The sequence below is a fragment of the Jiangella endophytica genome, assembly GCF_003427025.1.
Taxonomy (GTDB): Bacteria; Actinomycetota; Actinomycetes; order Jiangellales; family Jiangellaceae; genus Jiangella; species Jiangella endophytica.
Genome location: NZ_QVAI01000001.1, coordinates 214,952 through 230,396 on the forward strand (window position 1 = coordinate 214,952; position 15,445 = coordinate 230,396).

The 15,445-nt window shown below is 70.2% G+C and carries 20 protein-coding genes; 15 read left to right on the plus strand and 5 right to left on the minus strand.

What is annotated here, in order from left to right:
• The first annotated feature begins 11 nt into the window (after nucleotides 1-11).
• The 6 genes from hemL to ccsB are packed head-to-tail and all read left to right on the plus strand — an operon-like array spanning nucleotide 12 to nucleotide 5,984.
• Nucleotides 12-1,322: a glutamate-1-semialdehyde 2,1-aminomutase gene (hemL, locus tag DZA62_RS00985; protein WP_116946921.1), complete on the plus strand. Its 1,311-nt coding sequence runs from the start codon at nucleotides 12-14 to the stop codon at nucleotides 1,320-1,322.
• Nucleotides 1,319-1,966 (plus strand): histidine phosphatase family protein, encoded by a 648-nt coding sequence (locus tag DZA62_RS00990; protein WP_116946922.1) that lies wholly within the window; start codon nucleotides 1,319-1,321, stop codon nucleotides 1,964-1,966. Before hemL ends, DZA62_RS00990 begins: the two co-directional genes overlap by 4 nt.
• On the plus strand, nucleotides 1,966-2,574 hold the full coding sequence (locus DZA62_RS00995) for a TlpA family protein disulfide reductase (protein WP_116946923.1): 609 nt from the start codon (nucleotides 1,966-1,968) through the stop codon (nucleotides 2,572-2,574). The genes DZA62_RS00990 and DZA62_RS00995 overlap by 1 nt, the downstream gene beginning before the upstream one ends.
• A complete protein-coding gene (locus DZA62_RS01000) occupies nucleotides 2,571-3,314 on the plus strand; it encodes a cytochrome c biogenesis CcdA family protein (RefSeq protein WP_116946924.1) in 744 nt (247 codons plus the stop codon). Before DZA62_RS00995 ends, DZA62_RS01000 begins: the two co-directional genes overlap by 4 nt.
• 13 nt (nucleotides 3,315-3,327) lie before the next feature.
• Nucleotides 3,328-4,992: a cytochrome c biogenesis protein ResB gene (gene resB / locus DZA62_RS01005; protein WP_116946925.1), complete on the plus strand. Its 1,665-nt coding sequence runs from the start codon at nucleotides 3,328-3,330 to the stop codon at nucleotides 4,990-4,992.
• On the plus strand, nucleotides 4,992-5,984 hold the full coding sequence (gene ccsB, locus DZA62_RS01010; RefSeq protein WP_116946926.1) for a c-type cytochrome biogenesis protein CcsB: 993 nt from the start codon (nucleotides 4,992-4,994) through the stop codon (nucleotides 5,982-5,984). Before resB ends, ccsB begins: the two co-directional genes overlap by 1 nt.
• Before the next feature lie 1,589 nt (nucleotides 5,985-7,573).
• On the opposite strand, the gene DZA62_RS01015 is transcribed toward ccsB, so the two are convergent.
• Nucleotides 7,574-8,005 (minus strand): PLDc N-terminal domain-containing protein, encoded by a 432-nt coding sequence (locus DZA62_RS01015; protein ID WP_232827203.1) that lies wholly within the window; start codon nucleotides 8,003-8,005, stop codon nucleotides 7,574-7,576.
• 209 nt (nucleotides 8,006-8,214) lie between these two features.
• Nucleotides 8,215-8,340 (minus strand): hypothetical protein, encoded by a 126-nt coding sequence (locus tag DZA62_RS37120; RefSeq protein WP_269813830.1) that lies wholly within the window; start codon nucleotides 8,338-8,340, stop codon nucleotides 8,215-8,217.
• A 149-nt stretch (nucleotides 8,341-8,489) separates the two neighbouring features.
• Here DZA62_RS37120 and DZA62_RS01020 point away from each other — a divergent pair, with 149 nt between their 5' ends.
• From DZA62_RS01020 to DZA62_RS01030, 3 genes are all read left to right on the plus strand, one after another.
• The gene (locus DZA62_RS01020; protein WP_116946928.1) at nucleotides 8,490-8,957 is read left to right on the plus strand and encodes an Lrp/AsnC family transcriptional regulator; all 468 of its coding nucleotides are present in this window, start codon (nucleotides 8,490-8,492) and stop codon (nucleotides 8,955-8,957) included.
• A 225-nt stretch (nucleotides 8,958-9,182) separates the two neighbouring features.
• Entirely contained in the window at nucleotides 9,183-9,341 is a 159-nt protein-coding gene (locus tag DZA62_RS36690) for a hypothetical protein (RefSeq protein ID WP_232827204.1), read from the plus strand.
• A gap of 37 nt (nucleotides 9,342-9,378) precedes the next feature.
• Nucleotides 9,379-10,347: a threonine ammonia-lyase gene (locus DZA62_RS01030; protein ID WP_116946930.1), complete on the plus strand. Its 969-nt coding sequence runs from the start codon at nucleotides 9,379-9,381 to the stop codon at nucleotides 10,345-10,347.
• On the opposite strand, the gene DZA62_RS01035 is transcribed toward DZA62_RS01030, so the two are convergent.
• Nucleotides 10,325-10,708 (minus strand): rhodanese-like domain-containing protein, encoded by a 384-nt coding sequence (locus DZA62_RS01035; RefSeq protein WP_116946931.1) that lies wholly within the window; start codon nucleotides 10,706-10,708, stop codon nucleotides 10,325-10,327. The genes DZA62_RS01030 and DZA62_RS01035 overlap by 23 nt on opposite strands.
• Nucleotides 10,709-10,802: 94 nt before the next feature.
• Here DZA62_RS01035 and DZA62_RS01040 point away from each other — a divergent pair, with 94 nt between their 5' ends.
• Nucleotides 10,803-11,267, plus strand: coding sequence for an Lrp/AsnC family transcriptional regulator (locus DZA62_RS01040; RefSeq protein WP_116946932.1), 465 nt, complete (start codon nucleotides 10,803-10,805; stop codon nucleotides 11,265-11,267).
• Nucleotides 11,268-11,315: 48 nt separating this feature from the next.
• On the opposite strand, the gene DZA62_RS01045 is transcribed toward DZA62_RS01040, so the two are convergent.
• Nucleotides 11,316-12,341, minus strand: a complete 1,026-nt coding sequence (locus DZA62_RS01045; RefSeq protein WP_116946933.1) for an LLM class F420-dependent oxidoreductase — start codon at nucleotides 12,339-12,341, stop codon at nucleotides 11,316-11,318.
• A gap of 99 nt (nucleotides 12,342-12,440) precedes the next feature.
• On the opposite strand from DZA62_RS01045, the gene DZA62_RS01050 reads away from it, so the two are divergent.
• The 5 genes from DZA62_RS01050 (at nucleotide 12,441) to DZA62_RS01065 (ending at nucleotide 14,350) form a co-directional block, all read left to right on the plus strand.
• Nucleotides 12,441-12,632 (plus strand): hypothetical protein, encoded by a 192-nt coding sequence (locus DZA62_RS01050; RefSeq protein ID WP_116946934.1) that lies wholly within the window; start codon nucleotides 12,441-12,443, stop codon nucleotides 12,630-12,632.
• A complete protein-coding gene (locus tag DZA62_RS35395) occupies nucleotides 12,629-12,799 on the plus strand; it encodes a hypothetical protein (RefSeq protein WP_157987391.1) in 171 nt (56 codons plus the stop codon). The genes DZA62_RS01050 and DZA62_RS35395 overlap by 4 nt, the downstream gene beginning before the upstream one ends.
• Nucleotides 12,796-13,503, plus strand: a complete 708-nt coding sequence (locus DZA62_RS01055) for a recombinase family protein (protein WP_116946935.1) — start codon at nucleotides 12,796-12,798, stop codon at nucleotides 13,501-13,503. The genes DZA62_RS35395 and DZA62_RS01055 overlap by 4 nt, the downstream gene beginning before the upstream one ends.
• Nucleotides 13,504-13,520: 17 nt before the next feature.
• Complete coding sequence (locus DZA62_RS01060; RefSeq protein ID WP_116946936.1) at nucleotides 13,521-13,934, plus strand: hypothetical protein; 414 nt, start codon at nucleotides 13,521-13,523, stop codon at nucleotides 13,932-13,934.
• A 125-nt stretch (nucleotides 13,935-14,059) separates the two neighbouring features.
• The gene (locus DZA62_RS01065; RefSeq protein ID WP_157987392.1) at nucleotides 14,060-14,350 is read left to right on the plus strand and encodes a hypothetical protein; all 291 of its coding nucleotides are present in this window, start codon (nucleotides 14,060-14,062) and stop codon (nucleotides 14,348-14,350) included.
• 516 nt (nucleotides 14,351-14,866) lie between these two features.
• On the opposite strand, the gene DZA62_RS01080 is transcribed toward DZA62_RS01065, so the two are convergent.
• A complete protein-coding gene (locus tag DZA62_RS01080) occupies nucleotides 14,867-15,268 on the minus strand; it encodes a hypothetical protein (RefSeq protein WP_157987393.1) in 402 nt (133 codons plus the stop codon).
• Nucleotides 15,269-15,445: the final 177 nt, after the last annotated feature.

Genomic DNA, 15,445 nt, shown 5'->3' on the forward strand with positions numbered 1-15,445 from the left:
AGAATGACGCGGTGACCAACGACGACGTGCCGCGCAGTGCGGAGCTCTTCGACCGGGCGCGGGCCGTCACGCCCGGCGGGGTGAACTCGCCGGTGCGGGCGTTCCGGGCGGTCGGCGGAACACCTCGGTTCATCCAGCGGGCCGCCGGACCCTACCTCTACGACGCCGACGGCCGCGAGTACGTCGACCTCGTCGGCTCGTGGGGGCCGATGATCCTCGGCCACGCCCACCCGGCGGTCGTCGAGGCCGTCCGCGCGCAGGTCGCGCTGGGCACGTCGTACGGCACCCCCACCCAGCCCGAGGTCGAGCTGGCCGAGGAGATCGTCGCCCGCACCAACATCGAGCAGGTCCGGCTGGTCTCCAGCGGCACCGAGGCCACCATGAGCGCCATCCGGCTCGCCCGCGGTGCCACGGGGCGCAGCAAGGTCGTGAAGTTCGCCGGCCACTACCACGGGCATGTCGACGCGCTGCTGGCCCAGGCGGGCAGCGGGCTCGCGACGTTCGCGCTGCCCGACACTCCCGGCGTGACGGGCGCCAGCGCGGGCGACACGATCGTGCTCCCGTACAACGACGCCGGCGCGGTGAAGGCGGCCTTCGCCGAGCACGGCGACGAGATCGCCTGCGTCATCGCCGAGGCCGCGGCCGGCAACATGGGCGCCGTCCCGCCGGCCGAGGGGTTCAACGCGCTCCTCCGCGACACCGCTCACGAGCACGGCGCGCTGCTGATCCTCGACGAGGTCATGACCGGCTTCCGGGTGTCTCGTTCGGGCTGGCACGGACTCGACGGCGTCACGCCCGACCTCACGACGTTCGGCAAGGTCATGGGCGGCGGCTTCCCGGCCGCCGCGTTCGGCGGATCGGCCGAGCTCATGGGGCTGCTCGCGCCGGCCGGGCCGGTCTACCAGGCCGGCACCCTGTCGGGGAACCCGGTCGCGACGACGGCCGGCCTGACCACGCTGCGGCTGGCCGACGCCCAGGTCTACGCACACCTCGACGCCACGGCGCAGCGCGTCGGCGCGCTGGCCGGTGAGGCGCTGACCGCGGCCGGTGTGCCGCACCGCGTCCAGTACGCCGGCAACCTGTTCAGCATCTTCTTCACGCCCGACGACGCCCCGGTCGCCGACTTCGCCGCGGCCAAGCGCACCAGCACGAAGCGGTTCGGCGCGTTCTTCCACTCGATGCTGGAGTCGGGCGTCTACCTGCCGCCGTCGGCGTTCGAGGCCTGGTTCGTCAGCGCCGCGCACGACGGCCGCGCCGTCGACCGCATCGCCCAGGCGCTGCCCGCCGCCGCGACCGCCGCCGCCGAGGCGGAGGCGGCATGAGCGAGCTGACCCGCGTGCACCTGCTGCGCCACGGTGAGGTCCACAACCCGTCGAAGGTGCTCTACGGCCGGCTGCCCGGCTACCGCCTGTCCGACCTCGGCAAGGCCATGGCCGAGCGGGTCGCCGGCGCGGTCGCCGACCGCGACGTCACGCTGCTGGTCAGCTCACCGCTCGAGCGGGCCCGCGAGACCGCCGCCCCGCTGGCCGACGCGCTGGGCCTGGAGGTCCGCGTCGACGACCGCCTGCTCGAGGCGCTCAACGTCTTCGAGGGCCTCACGTTCGGCATCGGCGACGGCTCCATGCGGCACCCGCGGCACTGGCGCAGCCTGCGCAACCCGTTCAAGCCGTCGTGGGGTGAGCCGTACCGCGACATCGCCGCCCGCATGCTCGCCGCCATGAGCGACGCCCGCCGCGACGCCGCCGGGCACGAGGCCGTCCTGGTCTCGCACCAGCTGCCGATCTGGACGGCGCGCAGCTTCATCGAGGGCCGCCGGCTCTGGCACGACCCGCGGCGGCGGGAGTGCTCGTTGGCCAGCCTCACCACCGTGACGTACGAGGACGACACCATCGTCTCGGTCGCCTACAGCGAACCCGCCGGCGACCTTCTGCCCCAGACCGGCAAGCCCTTCTCGGCGGGTGCGTGATGCGACGAGCAGTCCTGCTGGCGGCCGCGGCGGCCCTGGCGCTGGCCGGGTGCTCCGACGGCCAGGTCGAGCGCAGCGACAACGCGAACCAGGCCGGCTACATCGCCGGCGACGGCACCATCAGCATCTACCAGCCGGCCGAGCGCAAGTCGGCGCCGGAGTTCGGCGGCGAGCTGCTCGACGGCGGCGACTTCCAGCTGGCCGACCAGCTCGGTGACGTCGTCGTGCTGAACGTCTGGGGTTCGTGGTGCCCGCCGTGCCGCAAGGAGGCGCCGGACCTGCAGGCCGCCTACGCGGCGCTGGAGCCCCAGGGCGTCCAGTTCGTCGGCGTCAACGTCCGCGACAACGGGACACGGGCGCCGCTGCAGTTCGAGGACGAGTTCGGCATCACCTACCCGAGCGTCTACGACCCCAAGGCCGACGCGCTGCTCGCGTTCCGCGACACCATCCCGCCGTCGGCCATCCCGAGCACCCTGGTCATCGACCGTGATGGCCGCATCGCCGCGCGCGTCATGGGACCGCTCGGCGAGGCGACGCTGACCGACATCGTCGGCGATGTCGTGGCGGAGACTCCCGCCGCGGCGGAGGGCACCGCTGAGGCACCGTGAGCTCCTTCGGCGAGACCGTCCTGACCGGTTCGCTGGCACTGGCCGTGCCGGTGGCGGCGCTGGCCGGGCTCGTCTCGTTCCTGTCGCCGTGCGTGCTGCCGCTGGTCCCGGGCTATCTGGGCTACGTCACCGGGCTGTCGGGGGCGGAGCTGGCGTCCGGGCGGCGCGGCCGGCTGGTGCTCGGCGTGCTGCTGTTCATCCTGGGCTTCAGCGTGGTGTTCGTCTCGTACGGGCTGCTCTTCGGCGGCCTGGGGACGCTGTTGCTGGAGCACAGCGACACCATCATGCGGGTGATGGGCGTCGTGACGATCGGGCTCGGGCTGCTGTTCGCCGGCTGGCTGCCCGGTCTGTCACGCGACTGGCGCACCGAGGCGCGGCCGGCGGTGGGCCTGGCCGGCGCGCCGCTGCTGGGCGCGGTGTTCGGCATCGGCTGGACACCGTGCATGGGGCCGACGCTGGCCGCCGTGCAGGCCCTGGCCTTCACCGAGGCCAGCGCGGGCCGTGGTGCCCTGCTGTCGTTCGCGTACTGCCTGGGTCTCGGCGTGCCGTTCCTGCTGGCGGCGCTGGCCTACCAGCGGGCGACGCGCTGGTTCCAGTGGGTGCGCAAGCATCAGCAGGCGATCATGCGGGCCGGCGGCATCATGCTGATCGCGCTCGGCGTCCTGCTGGTCACCGGGCTGTGGGGCGAGCTGATGTCGTCGATGCAGAGCTGGATCGGCGGCTTCGAGGTGGCGGTGTAGAGATGGGCACACGATGACGACGGGGATGGACACCCGGCCGCCGGTGGACAACCGGCCGCCGCCGCTGAGCGGCCTGGAACTGGCCCGGTGGGCGTGGCGGCAGCTCACGTCCATGCGGGTGGCGCTGATCCTGCTGTTCCTGCTCGCGGTGGCCGCCATCCCGGGCTCGATCATCCCGCAGAGCGACGTCAACCCGCTCAACGTCCGCGACTTCCGCGCGCGCAACCCCACGCTGTCGGAGTGGTACGACCGCCTCGGCCTGTTCGACGTCTACTCCGCGCCCTGGTTCGCCGCCATCTACCTCGCGCTGCTGGTGTCGCTCGTCGGCTGCATCCTGCCGCGCTGCTGGCAGCACTGGAAGGCGGTCCGGGCCCAGCCGCCGAAGGCGCCGAAGCGGCTGACGCGGATGCCGGCGTACCGCAAGGTCGAGGTCGACGCGACACCGGACGAGGTGCTCGCGGTGGCCCGCGCCGAGCTGCGGTCGCGGCGCTTCCGGCTGCGCCGTCCCGCGGAGGACGAGAACGACTTCGTCGCCGCCGAGACCGGGCACCTGCGCGAGACCGGCAACCTGCTGTTCCACCTGTCCGTCGTGGTGGTGCTGCTGGCGGTGGCGCTGGGCGGGCTGTTCAGCTACCGGGCGACGGTGCTGGTGCCGGAGGGCACGGGCTTCTCCAACCAGGTCATCCAGTTCGACAGCCTGTCGGCCGGCGCGCTGTTCGACACCGCCGACCTGCCGCCGTTCTCGATGGACGTCGACGAGTTCCGCATGGAGTTCGTCGAGGCCGGCAACCAGATCGGCCAGCCGTCGGACTACGAGGCGACGGTGACGGTGGTGCGCGAACCGGGCGCGGCGCCCGAGACGCACACGATCCGGGTCAACGAGCCGCTGAACATCGACGGCACCTCGATCCACATCATCAACCCCGGCTACGCGCCCGCGTTCACCGTCCGGGCGGCCGACGGCGAGACGATCCTCGCCGAGGGGCCGGTCCCGTTCCTGCCCGAGGACTCCAGCTTCACGTCCACCGGAGTCGTCAAGGTCGAGGTGCCGCCGGAGTACGGCGACGACATCGGCATCCAGGGCAGCTTCCTGCCGACGGCCATCCTGGACCAGAACGGCCCGCGCTCGATCTTTCCCGGCGCCCGCAACCCGGCGGTGTTCCTGACCGCTTGGCACGGCGACCTGGGCCTCGACGACGGCCAGCCGCAGTCGGTGTACCGGCTGGACACCACCGACATGGAGCAGTACCAGGAGAACGGCGAGCCGTACCGCAAGCAGCTCGTCGTCGGCGACACCGTCCAGCTGCCCGATGGCCGCTACATCACCTTCGACGGCTACGTGACCTGGGTGAACCTGCAGATCGGCCGCAACTCCGGTCGTGAGCTGGCGCTCGTCGGCGGCGTGCTCGCGGTGGTCGGGCTGATGGGCTCGCTGTACGTGCGGCGGCGCCGGGCCTGGGTGCGTGCGAGCGTCGGGCCGGAGGGGCGTACCGTGGTCGAGGTCGCGGGGCTGCACCGGGCCGAGGGCCCGGCGGCCGACCGCCTCGACGACGAGATCGGTGCCATCACTGACGGGGTGTTGCTGCGTCTGGGCGGCGCGGAAGGTACGGCCGAAGCCGACCGCGAGGTCCCAGGTGGCGGTGGGGCCAACGAGAAAAAGGAAAGTGGTGAGGACTGATGGACCTCGATGCCGTCGCCGAGTGGAGCCGCTACGTCGTCGTCGTGGCCGTCCTCGGCTACCTGGCGGCCTGGCTCGCCTTCTGCGCCGAAGCCGGCATCCACAGCCGTCGCCGCCGTGCCGTGACGACCGCCGTGCCCGAGCGCGAACTGGTCGGCGTCGCGTCGTCAGCGGCCGCCGCCGACGCACCGGCTGAGCCGCCGGCGGGGTCCTCCGGGCCGGGCGATACCGAGCTGGAGCAGCGTGCCGACCGCCTGGGCCGCCTCGGCCGCGGGGTGTTCGCCCTGGCCACGCTCGTCCTCGCCGTCGGTGTCGTCATGCGCGGCCTCGGCACCGAGCGGGCGCCGTGGGCCAACATGTACGAGTTCTCCATCACCGGCACGCTCGTCGCCTCGATCGTCTTCCTCGTCCTCGCCCGCACCGTCGTCGGCCGCGTCGTCGCCGTCTGGGCCGTCCTGCTGATCTTCGTCACCGTCGGCCTCGCCGCCACGTTCCTCTACGTGCCGCCCGGCCCGGTGCAGCCGGCACTGCAGTCGTACTGGCTGGTCGTCCACGTCGGCTGCGCGGTCATCGCCTTCGGCCTGTTCACCGTCGGCGCCGTGGTCAGCGCCCTGCAGATCGTGTCCGAGCGGGCCGCCGACCGCGGCCGCACGAGCGGCTTCGGCGCCTCGCTGCCCAACTCCGTCGCCCTGGACCGGCTCGGGTACCGCCTCACCGCCATCGCGTTCCCGATCTGGACGTTCGGCCCGCTCATCCTCGGCGCCATCTGGGCCGAGGTCTCGTGGGGCCGATACTGGGGCTGGGACCCCAAGGAGGTCTGGGCCCTCATCACCTGGCTGGCGTACGCGGCCTACCTGCACGCCCGCGCCACGGCCGGCTGGAAGGGCACCAAGGCGTCCGTGGTCGCCCTCATCGGGTACGCGACGGTGTTGTTCAGCTACTTCGGCGTGAACATCCTCTTCAACGGCCTGCACTCCTACGGCGGCCTCTGACACCACCTCGCCCGGCCGGAGGCGCGGCCCTCTGAGGCCGATCCCGTGGGTGTGCCTCTACCTGGTCCACGAGACTGGTGCAGCCCGCTGAGGCGGCTGTGGGCTGCCGTGGTGGGTGCCGGTCAGGGTCGTTGGCGTGTGATGACGTGCCGGTGACGCGGTCCGTTGGGTGGGTGATGGGCCGCCCTGTCTCCGGTGGTCGGCTCTCACCGGCGCGTGACGTGGCGGCCGGGTTCGCCGTGGGTTCGTGCCGTTGGTCGTTGGGCGACCGTTGATTTGTCCCCCTGCTGCCCATTGTCTGAGACCGCGCAACCGCGCCTCAAGCGACTCGTTGGGGCGCTTCGCGCCGGCGTTGACCGCTTGACCCGCGGCCGCGGGGTCTCAGAACGTGGCGGCTATCAGGGGTACGGGGGAGGTGCGGGCACGCCTCGTGTCCGCAGCTGACGCCACGGTCGTGCGCGGACGTCGACCGGCTCATCGGCGGCCGTCGCCTCGACGCCACCGGTGCCGTTGGGGCTGCTGGTGCCGGTGGTGGCGGTGGTGCCGTTGGTGGCTTGTGGACAGCGATGATCATCAAGGATCGCTTACTTCACTAGGCGTTCTCCCGCTCTGCGAGGCGTGCATGCCTGGTGGAGTGGGAGAACGCCTGGTGAAGTGGTGTGTGAACCGGTGTTCACGGGCGTTTTCGTGCTTCCAAGGTTCTTGTGGGTCGCTTCTTGATCACCGTTCTCACCACGGCGCACGGTGACGTGAACGGAGCGGGTCAACGGTTGGTGATGGCCGGGTCGACGGGTGGCGCGGCCGGACCAACCGCCGGCAGTGGCCGGACCGACAGTGGGTGTGGCCGGGTGAACGGCCGGCAGTGGTCGGACCGACGGTGGCCAGGTCGACGGCGGCCGGCAGTGGTCGGACCGACAGTGGGTGCGGCCGGGGCGTCGGATGACGGTGGCCAGGTCGACGGCGGCCGGTGGCGGCCAGGCCGACGATCGGTGCGGCCGAGTGAACGGTCGGCAGTGGCCGGGCCGACGGTGGGTGTGGCCGCGCCAGCGGCTCGCGGTAGCCAGACCGACGGCTGACCCTGCACCCGCTGGGATCCTGGACCAATGGGTCACTAGATCCTGGGCACCGGACCGCTGGATCCCTGGACCACGCCAGTGCGCCTCGAGGCGTGTCCAGACTCGCCCCGTCCCCCTGATAGCTGCCAGGTTCTTGGCCGCGGAATCGTGGGTCAAGCGGTCATCGTCGGCGCGGAGCGCCCAAGCAGGTCCGCTTGAGGCGCGGTTGCGCGGCTGAGAACATGGGCAGCAGGGGGACGGCGAACGGCACGAACCCAACACACGTCCACCCGGCCCACGAAACGCCGGCCCACCGGCAGGCCGGGGCCGACCGCCAGGCCGGGGCCGACCGGCAGGCCGGGGCCGACCGGCAGGCCGGAGCCGACCGGCGCGCCCGGCTCATCGGCAGGCCCGGCCAACGGGACGGCCCGCCCATCAACAGGCCGAGCCGACGTCTCGACAAGACCGGCCGCCTCACCGATCGGAGGAGGGGCGCGCGGCTGAGCGCGCTCCGCCCCGTAGCAGGAGCGTGGACTACCGGGAGTCGTCCTCGTCGTCGGTGTTCTGGTGGGCCTCGTCGTCGCTCTTGCGGGCGTCGGTCTGCTTGCGCCGCTCGGCCTCGTCGGCGGCCTGCTGCTCGGCGTCCTTCTTGTGCTTGATCTCGTCCTCGCGGCGGCGGAGGTCGGCCTCCCACTGGTTCAGCATCTGCTCGTGCTTGGTGTCGATGTCGCGCAGGTGCCGGAGGAACTCGGGGTCGTCGTCGGGCGCGAGCGGGCGAGCCGGCGGCGCGGTGGGCCGCTGCTGCCGGGTGCGTTCCTTGCCGAGAACCAGCCAGAGGACCGGCCCGACGAGCGGGATGAGCACGATGATCGCCACCCAGGCGATCCGGTTGAGTGACCGGAACCGGGTGGAGTCGGTCTGCAGGCAGTCGATCAGCGCATAGACGAGCAGCGCGATGGCGACCACGATTGGTAGTACCCGACCCACCGTGCGACCTCCCCGGTCGAGCTTGTTCCTTCCCACCAGCCTAGGTGGTGCGCCGGGCGTGACGCACCCCGGACCGGATTCAGCTTGTCACGGCAAGCGCTCCGGCGACCCGGGGGCGCCACGACCAGGGGCTCGGGGGAAGCCCTCGAAGGCGTCCGGCCGAGCGGGGCCGGACGCGTGGCCGTTGGTCAGGAGAAGAGGCGACGGCGCGGGCGGTGGGCGGCGCGGAGGGCCGCTGCCTGGCGCACCTTCTCCGCCTCCCGACGCAGGTCGTCGATGCGGGTCTGGGCGTACTCCAAGCTGTACAACGTCACTCCCTGTAGCGAACTTCAATCAAATCAAAGGTCAAAGGCAACCTTCTGCCTATGATTCTAAGTTACAGGGAGGTCACGGGACAATCTCGAACCGGGTGATCCCCACCACGTGGCAGACGTCTTCCAGGGCGCTGCGAGGATGGAGCGCCATGGACACCGTCGATGCGAGTCTTGTCGCGGCGTTGCGGGCCAACGGCCGCGCGTCGTATGCGGAGCTGGGGAGGCTGGTAGGGCTGTCCGGCCCGAGCATCCAGGAGCGTGTGCGCCGGCTCGAGGAGCGCGGCGTGATCACCGGCTACCGCGCCACCGTCAGCCAGGCCGCGCTGGGTCTGGGGCTGACGGCGCTGATCGGGCTGGTGCTGTCCGACTCCGCCGGGCACGAGGAGGTCGGCGACCGTCTCGAGGACGTCGCCGAGGTCGAGGACTGCTGGTTCATCGCCGGGGACGAGGCGTACATGCTCAAGGTCCGCGTCGCCGATGTCGAAGGGCTGGAACGGCTGCTCGGCAAGCTGGTGCGCATCGAAGGGGTCGCGCGCACCCGCACCACGCTGGTCATCTCGACGCGGTTCGAGGACCGTCAGGTCGAGCCGGCTCGGACGGAGCTCATCGGCAGCTGAGTGATGAAACTCCACGGATCGGTGACGCACACGGGAGAGACGATCCGAGGAGGGACGCCATGACGACGATCCACAGGCCCACTCACCGACGACGCCCACAAGGTACTGACGGAGGCCCTGCGTGACGCCCTCGTCGACCTGATCGACCTCTCCCTCGCCGGCAAGCAGGCGCACTGGAACGTCACCGGGCCGCGCTTCCGCACCATCCACTTCCAGCACGACGTCGTGACGACGTTCATCGGCCTCTACGGCGGCGTCATCGGGCGCATGCGCCAGCGTGCCCAGGACGTCGAGCAGGCCGACCCCGTCAGCAACAACATCCTGCTCGACGTGGTCGAGGAGCTGGAGAAGCGGTACTGGATGTGGCAGGCCGAGCGGGCCTGACGTTCGCGCGCCGGGCGCGTGGGCGATGATGACGCCCATGGATGACGCGCCCGGCCTGGTCAGTCTCGACGATGTCCGCGCGGCGGCCCGGCGCCTCGACGGCGTCGCCGTCCGCACGCCGCTGATCCCGGCCGGGTGGGCCGGTGGCGACCTCTGGCTGAAGCCCGAGGGCCTGCAGGCGACCGGCGCGTTCAAGCTGCGTGGCGCGTTCAACGCCGTCGCCCTGCTCGACGACGTCGCCCGCAAGCGCGGCGTCGTCACCCACTCCAGCGGGAACCACGCGCAGGCGCTGGCCTGGGCCGCCCGCGAGCAGGGCATCGCGGCCACCGTCGTCATGCCCGACGCCGCCGCGCCGGTGAAGGTCGCGGCGACGCGGGCGCTCGGCGCCGACGTGGTCATGGTGCCGCCGCCGGAGCGCGACAGCCGGGTCCGTGAGCTGGTCGCCGAGCACGGGCTGACGTTCGTCTCGCCGTTCGACGACGCCCGGGTGATCGCCGGCGCGGGCACCGTCGGCCTCGAGATCGCCGCCGACCGCCCCGACGCCGGCACGGTCCTCGTCCCGGTGGGTGGCGGCGGGCTGATCTCCGGCATCGGCGTCGCGATCAAGGCGCTGGTCCCAGAGGTCCGGGTCGTCGGAGTCGAGCCCGAGCTGGCCGCCGACGCTCGCGACAGCCTGACCCGCGGCGAGCGCGTCGCCTGGGACCCGGCCGACACCTACCGCACCATCGCCGACGGCGTCCGGCTCCCCGTCATCGGCGAGCTGACGTGGGAGCACATCCGCCGCTACGTCGACGAGATCGTGACCGTCCCGGAGGACGCCATCCTGGCCGCCATGCGGCTGCTGGCGACCCGCGGCCGCGTCGTGTCCGAGCCGACCGGCGCGCTGACGACGGCGGCGTTCCTCGCCGAGCCGTCGCGGTTCGGCCGGGCCGTGGCTGTGGTGTCCGGCGGCAACGCCGACCCGGCGCTGCTGGCCCGGGTGCTCACGGACTCGGCGTCAGGCTGAACCCCTCGTCGAGCCAGCCGGTGACGCCGCCGATCATCTTCCTGACCGGGCGGCCGAGCCGGGCCAGCCGCAGTGCGGCCTTGTCGGCGCCGTTGCAGTGCGGGCCGGCGCAGTAGGTGACGAAGACGGTCTCGGCCGGCCACCGCGCGAGGTTGCGCTCCACGATGCGGCCGTGCGGCAGACTGACGGCGCCGGGGACGTGCCCGGCGGCGTACAGCTCGGGGCCGCGGACGTCGAGCAGGACGAAGTCGGCCGTGTCCGTGGTCAGCGCGTGGTGCACGTCCCAGCAGTCGGTCTCGAACGCGAGCAGGGAGGCGAAGTGCGCGGCGGCCTCGAGCGGCGGCGCGGGTGGGGTCGTCATGGTGTCGACGGTACGACGGCGCTGCCAGGGATCGGCAGGCCTGATCGGGGGTCTCAGGCAGCGAGCGGCGGGGAAATCCCGGTATCGTCGTCTCATGGCCGATGATTCCGGTGCGCCGCTCGACCGCGTCGACTGGCAGCTGCTCGAACACCTCCAGCGCGACGGCCGGATCGCCGTCGCCGAGCTGGCCCGTCGCGTCAACCTCGGCGCCAGCGCGATCGCCGATCGCATCCGCCGGCTCACCGACCTCGGCGTCATCGCCGGCTTCCGGGCCGAGCTCGACCTCGAGCGGATCGGCTACACCGTCATCGCCTACGTGCGGCTGCGCTACCCGTCCGGCAACTACCGCGGGCTGCACGCCGAGCTGGAGCGCACCCAGGAGCTGCTGGAGTGCCACCACGTCACCGGCGACGACTGCTTCGTGCTCAAGGTGGCCGCGCGGTCCATGCGGCACCTGGAGGAGATCGCGGGCCGGCTGGCCACGCTCGGCAGCGTCACGACCTCGGTCGTCTACTCGTCGCCGCTGGTGTCGCGGGTGATCACGCAGCCGCAGGCCTGAGCTTCGGTCCCCGCCGCCGCGGCAGCTCCAGGCGGCGGGGGACCGGGCTCAGCTGAGCGCGGGGATGACCTCGCGCTCGAACAGCTCGACGCCACTGAGGTCGTAGGCGGCCTCGGGGAAGTAGCCGATGGCGTAGCGCATGCCCTTGTCCTGGAACTGGCGGATGGCCTCGGCGACCTGCTCGGCCGTGCCGACCGTCGGGCTCTCGCGGTACGGCCGCAGCTTCTCCGCGACGACGTCCGGCGTCATGAAGCGGCCGTAGATCTCTTCGAGGCGGGCCAGCTTGGCGTCGACCTCACCCTGGTCGCTGCCGATGATCACGTTGAAGTTCATCGACCGGGTGATGGAGTCGTAGTCGGTGCCCAGGTCGCGGCAGTGCTGCGCCAGCACCTCGGACTTGTGCGCGAAGACGTCGGGCGTGCCGCTGAAGTTGGTGTACGCCGTGTAGCTGCGCGAGCCGGTGTACTCCGGGCCGCGGGCGTGCTTGGCCGCGATGCGCAGCGTCACCTTCTCGCCGCCGCCGGCGATCCACAGCGGGATGCCGTCCTCCTGCAGCGGTAGCGGCCGGCAGATGGCGCCGTCGACCTGGTAGTGCTCGCCGGCCAGCGTCGCGACACCGTTGGTCCACGCCTGGCGCATGATGTCGACGCCCTCGTCGAGCATCGCCAGCCGAACGCCCGCGCGCGGGAAGCCGAACCCGTAGGCGCGCCACTCGTGCTCGTACCAGCCCGCGCCGATGCCCATCTCGACCCGCCCGCCCGACACGACGTCCGCCGTCGCGGCGACCTTCGCCAGGTAGGCGGGGTTGCGGTAAGCCATGCAGGTGCACATCTGGCCCAGGCGCACCCGCTCGGTCGCGGCGCCGAACGCCGCCATCAGCGTCCAGGCCTCGTGGGTGGCCTCCTCGGTGGGTACCGGGGTGGTGTGGAAATGGTCGTAGACCCAGATCGACTCAAATCCCACACCGGCGTCGGCGTGCTTGGCCACTCGGAGCATCGTTTCCCACTGTTGCTTGGGGTCGATGTCCACCAGGTCTAGGCGCCAACCCTGGGGGATGAAGAGTCCGAAACGCATGGGGGTAGAGGTCATGCCCTCAACTTAGGACAGGCGGGACCGGAGCGGAGATGCACCTCCGCTTCCGGCCCCTTGATAGCTCGTGAAGGGAGCTACCCAATGGCCACCGTAAACCAGCCGTCCAGGCCGCGGATCGAGTACGACGCAGCGCTTCAGGCTGAGGTCACGCTGACCTACGACGATGAGGGCTTGATGGTGACGTTCGGCGCGATGGAGCCGACCAGCGCCGGATCCTGGGGAGTCGTCATCTACGCACTCAGAAGCGCTGTCATCGAGGCGGTGCGAGCATGAACCCGGATCAGCTCGTGGCGCTGGCTCAGGTAGGTATTGATGACTTGGCTCGCATCGAGGCAGGCCTTGCTCAAGCGCGGGTGATCCTTGCCAACGCTGACGACATCGCGACTCAGGCTCGCGAATCTCTGACTGCCCTCAGAGATGCCGCCAAGGGGGCCGTGTGAGGCTCGTGGCGGCGCTGCGCGTCTCCAGCGCCGGCCAGCTTGACGGATACGGTCTGGACGCTCAGAGGTCGGATATCGAGACGTGGGCGAAGTCCAACGGCCATCAGGTCGTCTCATGGCGCGAGGACGTGGTCTCAGGCACCGTAGATGCAGTCGACCGCCCAGGGCTGACGGCGGCCCTTCAGGATCTCGAACGAGCGGACGGTCTCGTGGTGGCTCGTCTCGACCGGATAGCTAGGCAGGTGACGACTCAAGAGGCAGTGCTGGCGGCCGTGTGGGGCAACGGCTACCGAGTGTTCGCCGCGGATCACGGGGAGATCCCCCAGGACGATCCCGACGACCCGATGCGGACCGCCATGAGACTGATGGCTGGCGTCTTCGCTCAGCTCGACCGCATGATGATCACGAAGCGGCTCCGTGACGGTCGGAAAGCGAAGGCCAAGGCCGGCAAGAAGGCCACTGGCGCGTACGCGTTCGGCTACCGCGGTGGGGGTAAGGGGCGGGACCGTGACGAGGTCCCTGATTCGGTCGAGCAGGAGACCATTGACCGGATCGTTGAACTTCGGTTGTCTGGCCTCCCATACCGCGCGATTGCAGCCACGTTGGACGCCGAGGGTAGGAAGCCCAAGCGCGCCGCGAAGTGGAGCAACGTTGCCGTGCGGAGGATCTATCTGCGATCGCGGCCACGGCAGGTGGCCGCATAGCGAGAACGGGGGAAGCGATGGCGGATCGCGTCACGCTCGACGATGGAGCCCGCATCCGTCGTGAGCAGTTCGGCGGCACCAGGATCTACCTGCACAACGATGGGATCGGCGTCATCGTTCAGACCAGTCACCCCGATCTCAAGATCCGGGGTGACGAGCGGAGCCTGGCTCGTGGCTGGCTCCGCGAGCGCGGCTGGGACTTCATGACTGACGATGAGGGGTCGAAGATGCTCGCTGGCCAGGATCGCGTTGGCCGGCTGGTCTTCTTGCTGCATGAGCAGGGTCGGGAGCTTGAAGGCTCGTGGGCAACCGCGTTCATGGCGCTGAACCTTGCCTCTGGCGTTGTCCGCAACGGTCAGAGACCGTCCGGGCGGCCTGTCGTTTCTTGGAACAAGCTGATGCGACACCGACACCTACACGCCGGCCGCTGACAGCTATCAGAACGCAAAGAAGGCCCCACCCGGCGTCAACCGAGTGGGGCTCTTCGTCGTCTAGATCAAGGAACTGTCAGACCTGCGCACTACCGTAGGTCTCTCGTCGAGGCTGGGGGGTCATCGTGAGCACAGATGCAGACGAGCAACAACTTCGTGAGGCCATCATGCGCTATGTGGTGCTGGCACAGATGGGGCCGACACAGATGCAAGAAGCGTGGGAGGCGTGGCGCGAGGTGGTAGCGGGAGTCAGCTGGGTCGTTGGTACCGACAAGGCTCCTGCCGACCACTTCGCAGACTTGGGGGAGCGGCTGACGCCGGCCATCTGGATGGCCTCCCTCGACGCCACATTCAGCGGCGCCGCCGCAGGCCGCGATATGGAGCGCCAGCGGCGAAAGTGGTTCAAGCGAACCTAGCCCAGTGACCGCAACTCGAACACGAGTTCTACTCTGAGTGTGTGGCACGAGAGTACTTGAACAACGAACACCCACCTCAGGGCATCCCACCGCGCAACATGGGTGCGATCCCGTGCTTCGTGCGCCTGGTCGACGCTGAGATCGGGGAGTTCTTCAAGGCCGCCGTCGCAAGACGATGGACGGCTACTCACGTCATGGTGAGCTTCGAGGTGCCCGGCATGTCGCCGGCCTGGCCCCGGCAAGAGTCTCTTGCGTGGGTCCGAGCCGAGGATGTTCGTCGGGAGCTTCGGCCTTAGACGGCCAATAGGGGCTGCCAACCCTTCGACCGGCCCTCGATGTCAGCGACGTAGACGGCGACCTCGGCGCCGGCCTCAGACAGCCCCTCAGCACGCCTCAGGGCTCCGGGTTCGGTCAAGTAGGTCTTTGCCTTCGACGGCTCGTCTGGAAGCTGCCATCGGACCGTGTAGACCCTCGCCGCTCGCGGTGGCGACGACACCGCCGCACGATGGCTCTTGCTCATGCTGCCTTCATCTCCGCGTAGAACTGAAGGGCCTCCGCATCCTCTCGTCGCCGCTGCTTGCGCACGGCGCGCCGATACTCAGCCTCTTGGTCCGCAAGCTGCTCCATTCCCGTGGCGCTGGTCGGATTTCCGATCACGTATGTCCTGTCCCAGTCCTCGAAGCTGAATTCGAACTCCGGGACCGGGCACTTGCCCGTTGAGCCGTTCGGCCATTCCAGCTTTCCGAGTGTTGACGCCCAATCCTGCCCGAGGCACTTGTATGCGTGAATCAGCACCTTGTCGGTGATGGAATCGAACTCCCATCTGATGAAGTCTCCGATCTCGAACTCTTCGCCACAGGTGCCGCACTGCGAGCCCTGGGGCATTGAGCGCGGTTTGAAAACTGGCGAGTACTTCATTCTCCCCTCCTCCGGGGTTGTGGAGTCACAGATAGCCGGGGTCAAAACAGCCCTGAAAGCTGCCTCAGGACATCTGTAAGCGCCTGGGAAGCCGCCCCTGGGGTCAGTGCCAGAACGGCACCTATACGGCCTTATCTGTGACACCGACCGGGTGGCGTCGGGCGTACTGACGGCAGC

Excerpts from the sequence above, each read along its gene's own strand:
- DZA62_RS00995 (WP_116946923.1), top strand. The coding sequence starts at position 1,966 with ATGCGACGAGCAGTCCTGCTGGCGGCCGCGGCGGCCCTGGCGCTGGCC.
- DZA62_RS01030 (WP_116946930.1), top strand. The coding sequence starts at position 9,379 with ATGGATGACGCGCCCGGCCTGGTCAGTCTCGACGATGTCCGCGCGGCG.
- DZA62_RS01040 (WP_116946932.1), top strand. The coding sequence starts at position 10,803 with ATGGCCGATGATTCCGGTGCGCCGCTCGACCGCGTCGACTGGCAGCTG.
- DZA62_RS01060 (WP_116946936.1), top strand. The coding sequence starts at position 13,521 with ATGGCGGATCGCGTCACGCTCGACGATGGAGCCCGCATCCGTCGTGAG.
- DZA62_RS00990 (WP_116946922.1), top strand. The coding sequence starts at position 1,319 with ATGAGCGAGCTGACCCGCGTGCACCTGCTGCGCCACGGTGAGGTCCAC.
- DZA62_RS01050 (WP_116946934.1), top strand. The coding sequence starts at position 12,441 with ATGGCCACCGTAAACCAGCCGTCCAGGCCGCGGATCGAGTACGACGCA.
- DZA62_RS01045 (WP_116946933.1), bottom strand. The coding sequence starts at position 12,341 with ATGCGTTTCGGACTCTTCATCCCCCAGGGTTGGCGCCTAGACCTGGTG.
- ccsB (WP_116946926.1), top strand. The coding sequence starts at position 4,992 with ATGGACCTCGATGCCGTCGCCGAGTGGAGCCGCTACGTCGTCGTCGTG.
- DZA62_RS01080 (WP_157987393.1), bottom strand. The coding sequence starts at position 15,268 with ATGAAGTACTCGCCAGTTTTCAAACCGCGCTCAATGCCCCAGGGCTCG.
- resB (WP_116946925.1), top strand. The coding sequence starts at position 3,328 with ATGACGACGGGGATGGACACCCGGCCGCCGGTGGACAACCGGCCGCCG.
- DZA62_RS01035 (WP_116946931.1), bottom strand. The coding sequence starts at position 10,708 with ATGACGACCCCACCCGCGCCGCCGCTCGAGGCCGCCGCGCACTTCGCC.
- DZA62_RS35395 (WP_157987391.1), top strand. The coding sequence starts at position 12,629 with ATGAACCCGGATCAGCTCGTGGCGCTGGCTCAGGTAGGTATTGATGAC.
- DZA62_RS01020 (WP_116946928.1), top strand. The coding sequence starts at position 8,490 with ATGGACACCGTCGATGCGAGTCTTGTCGCGGCGTTGCGGGCCAACGGC.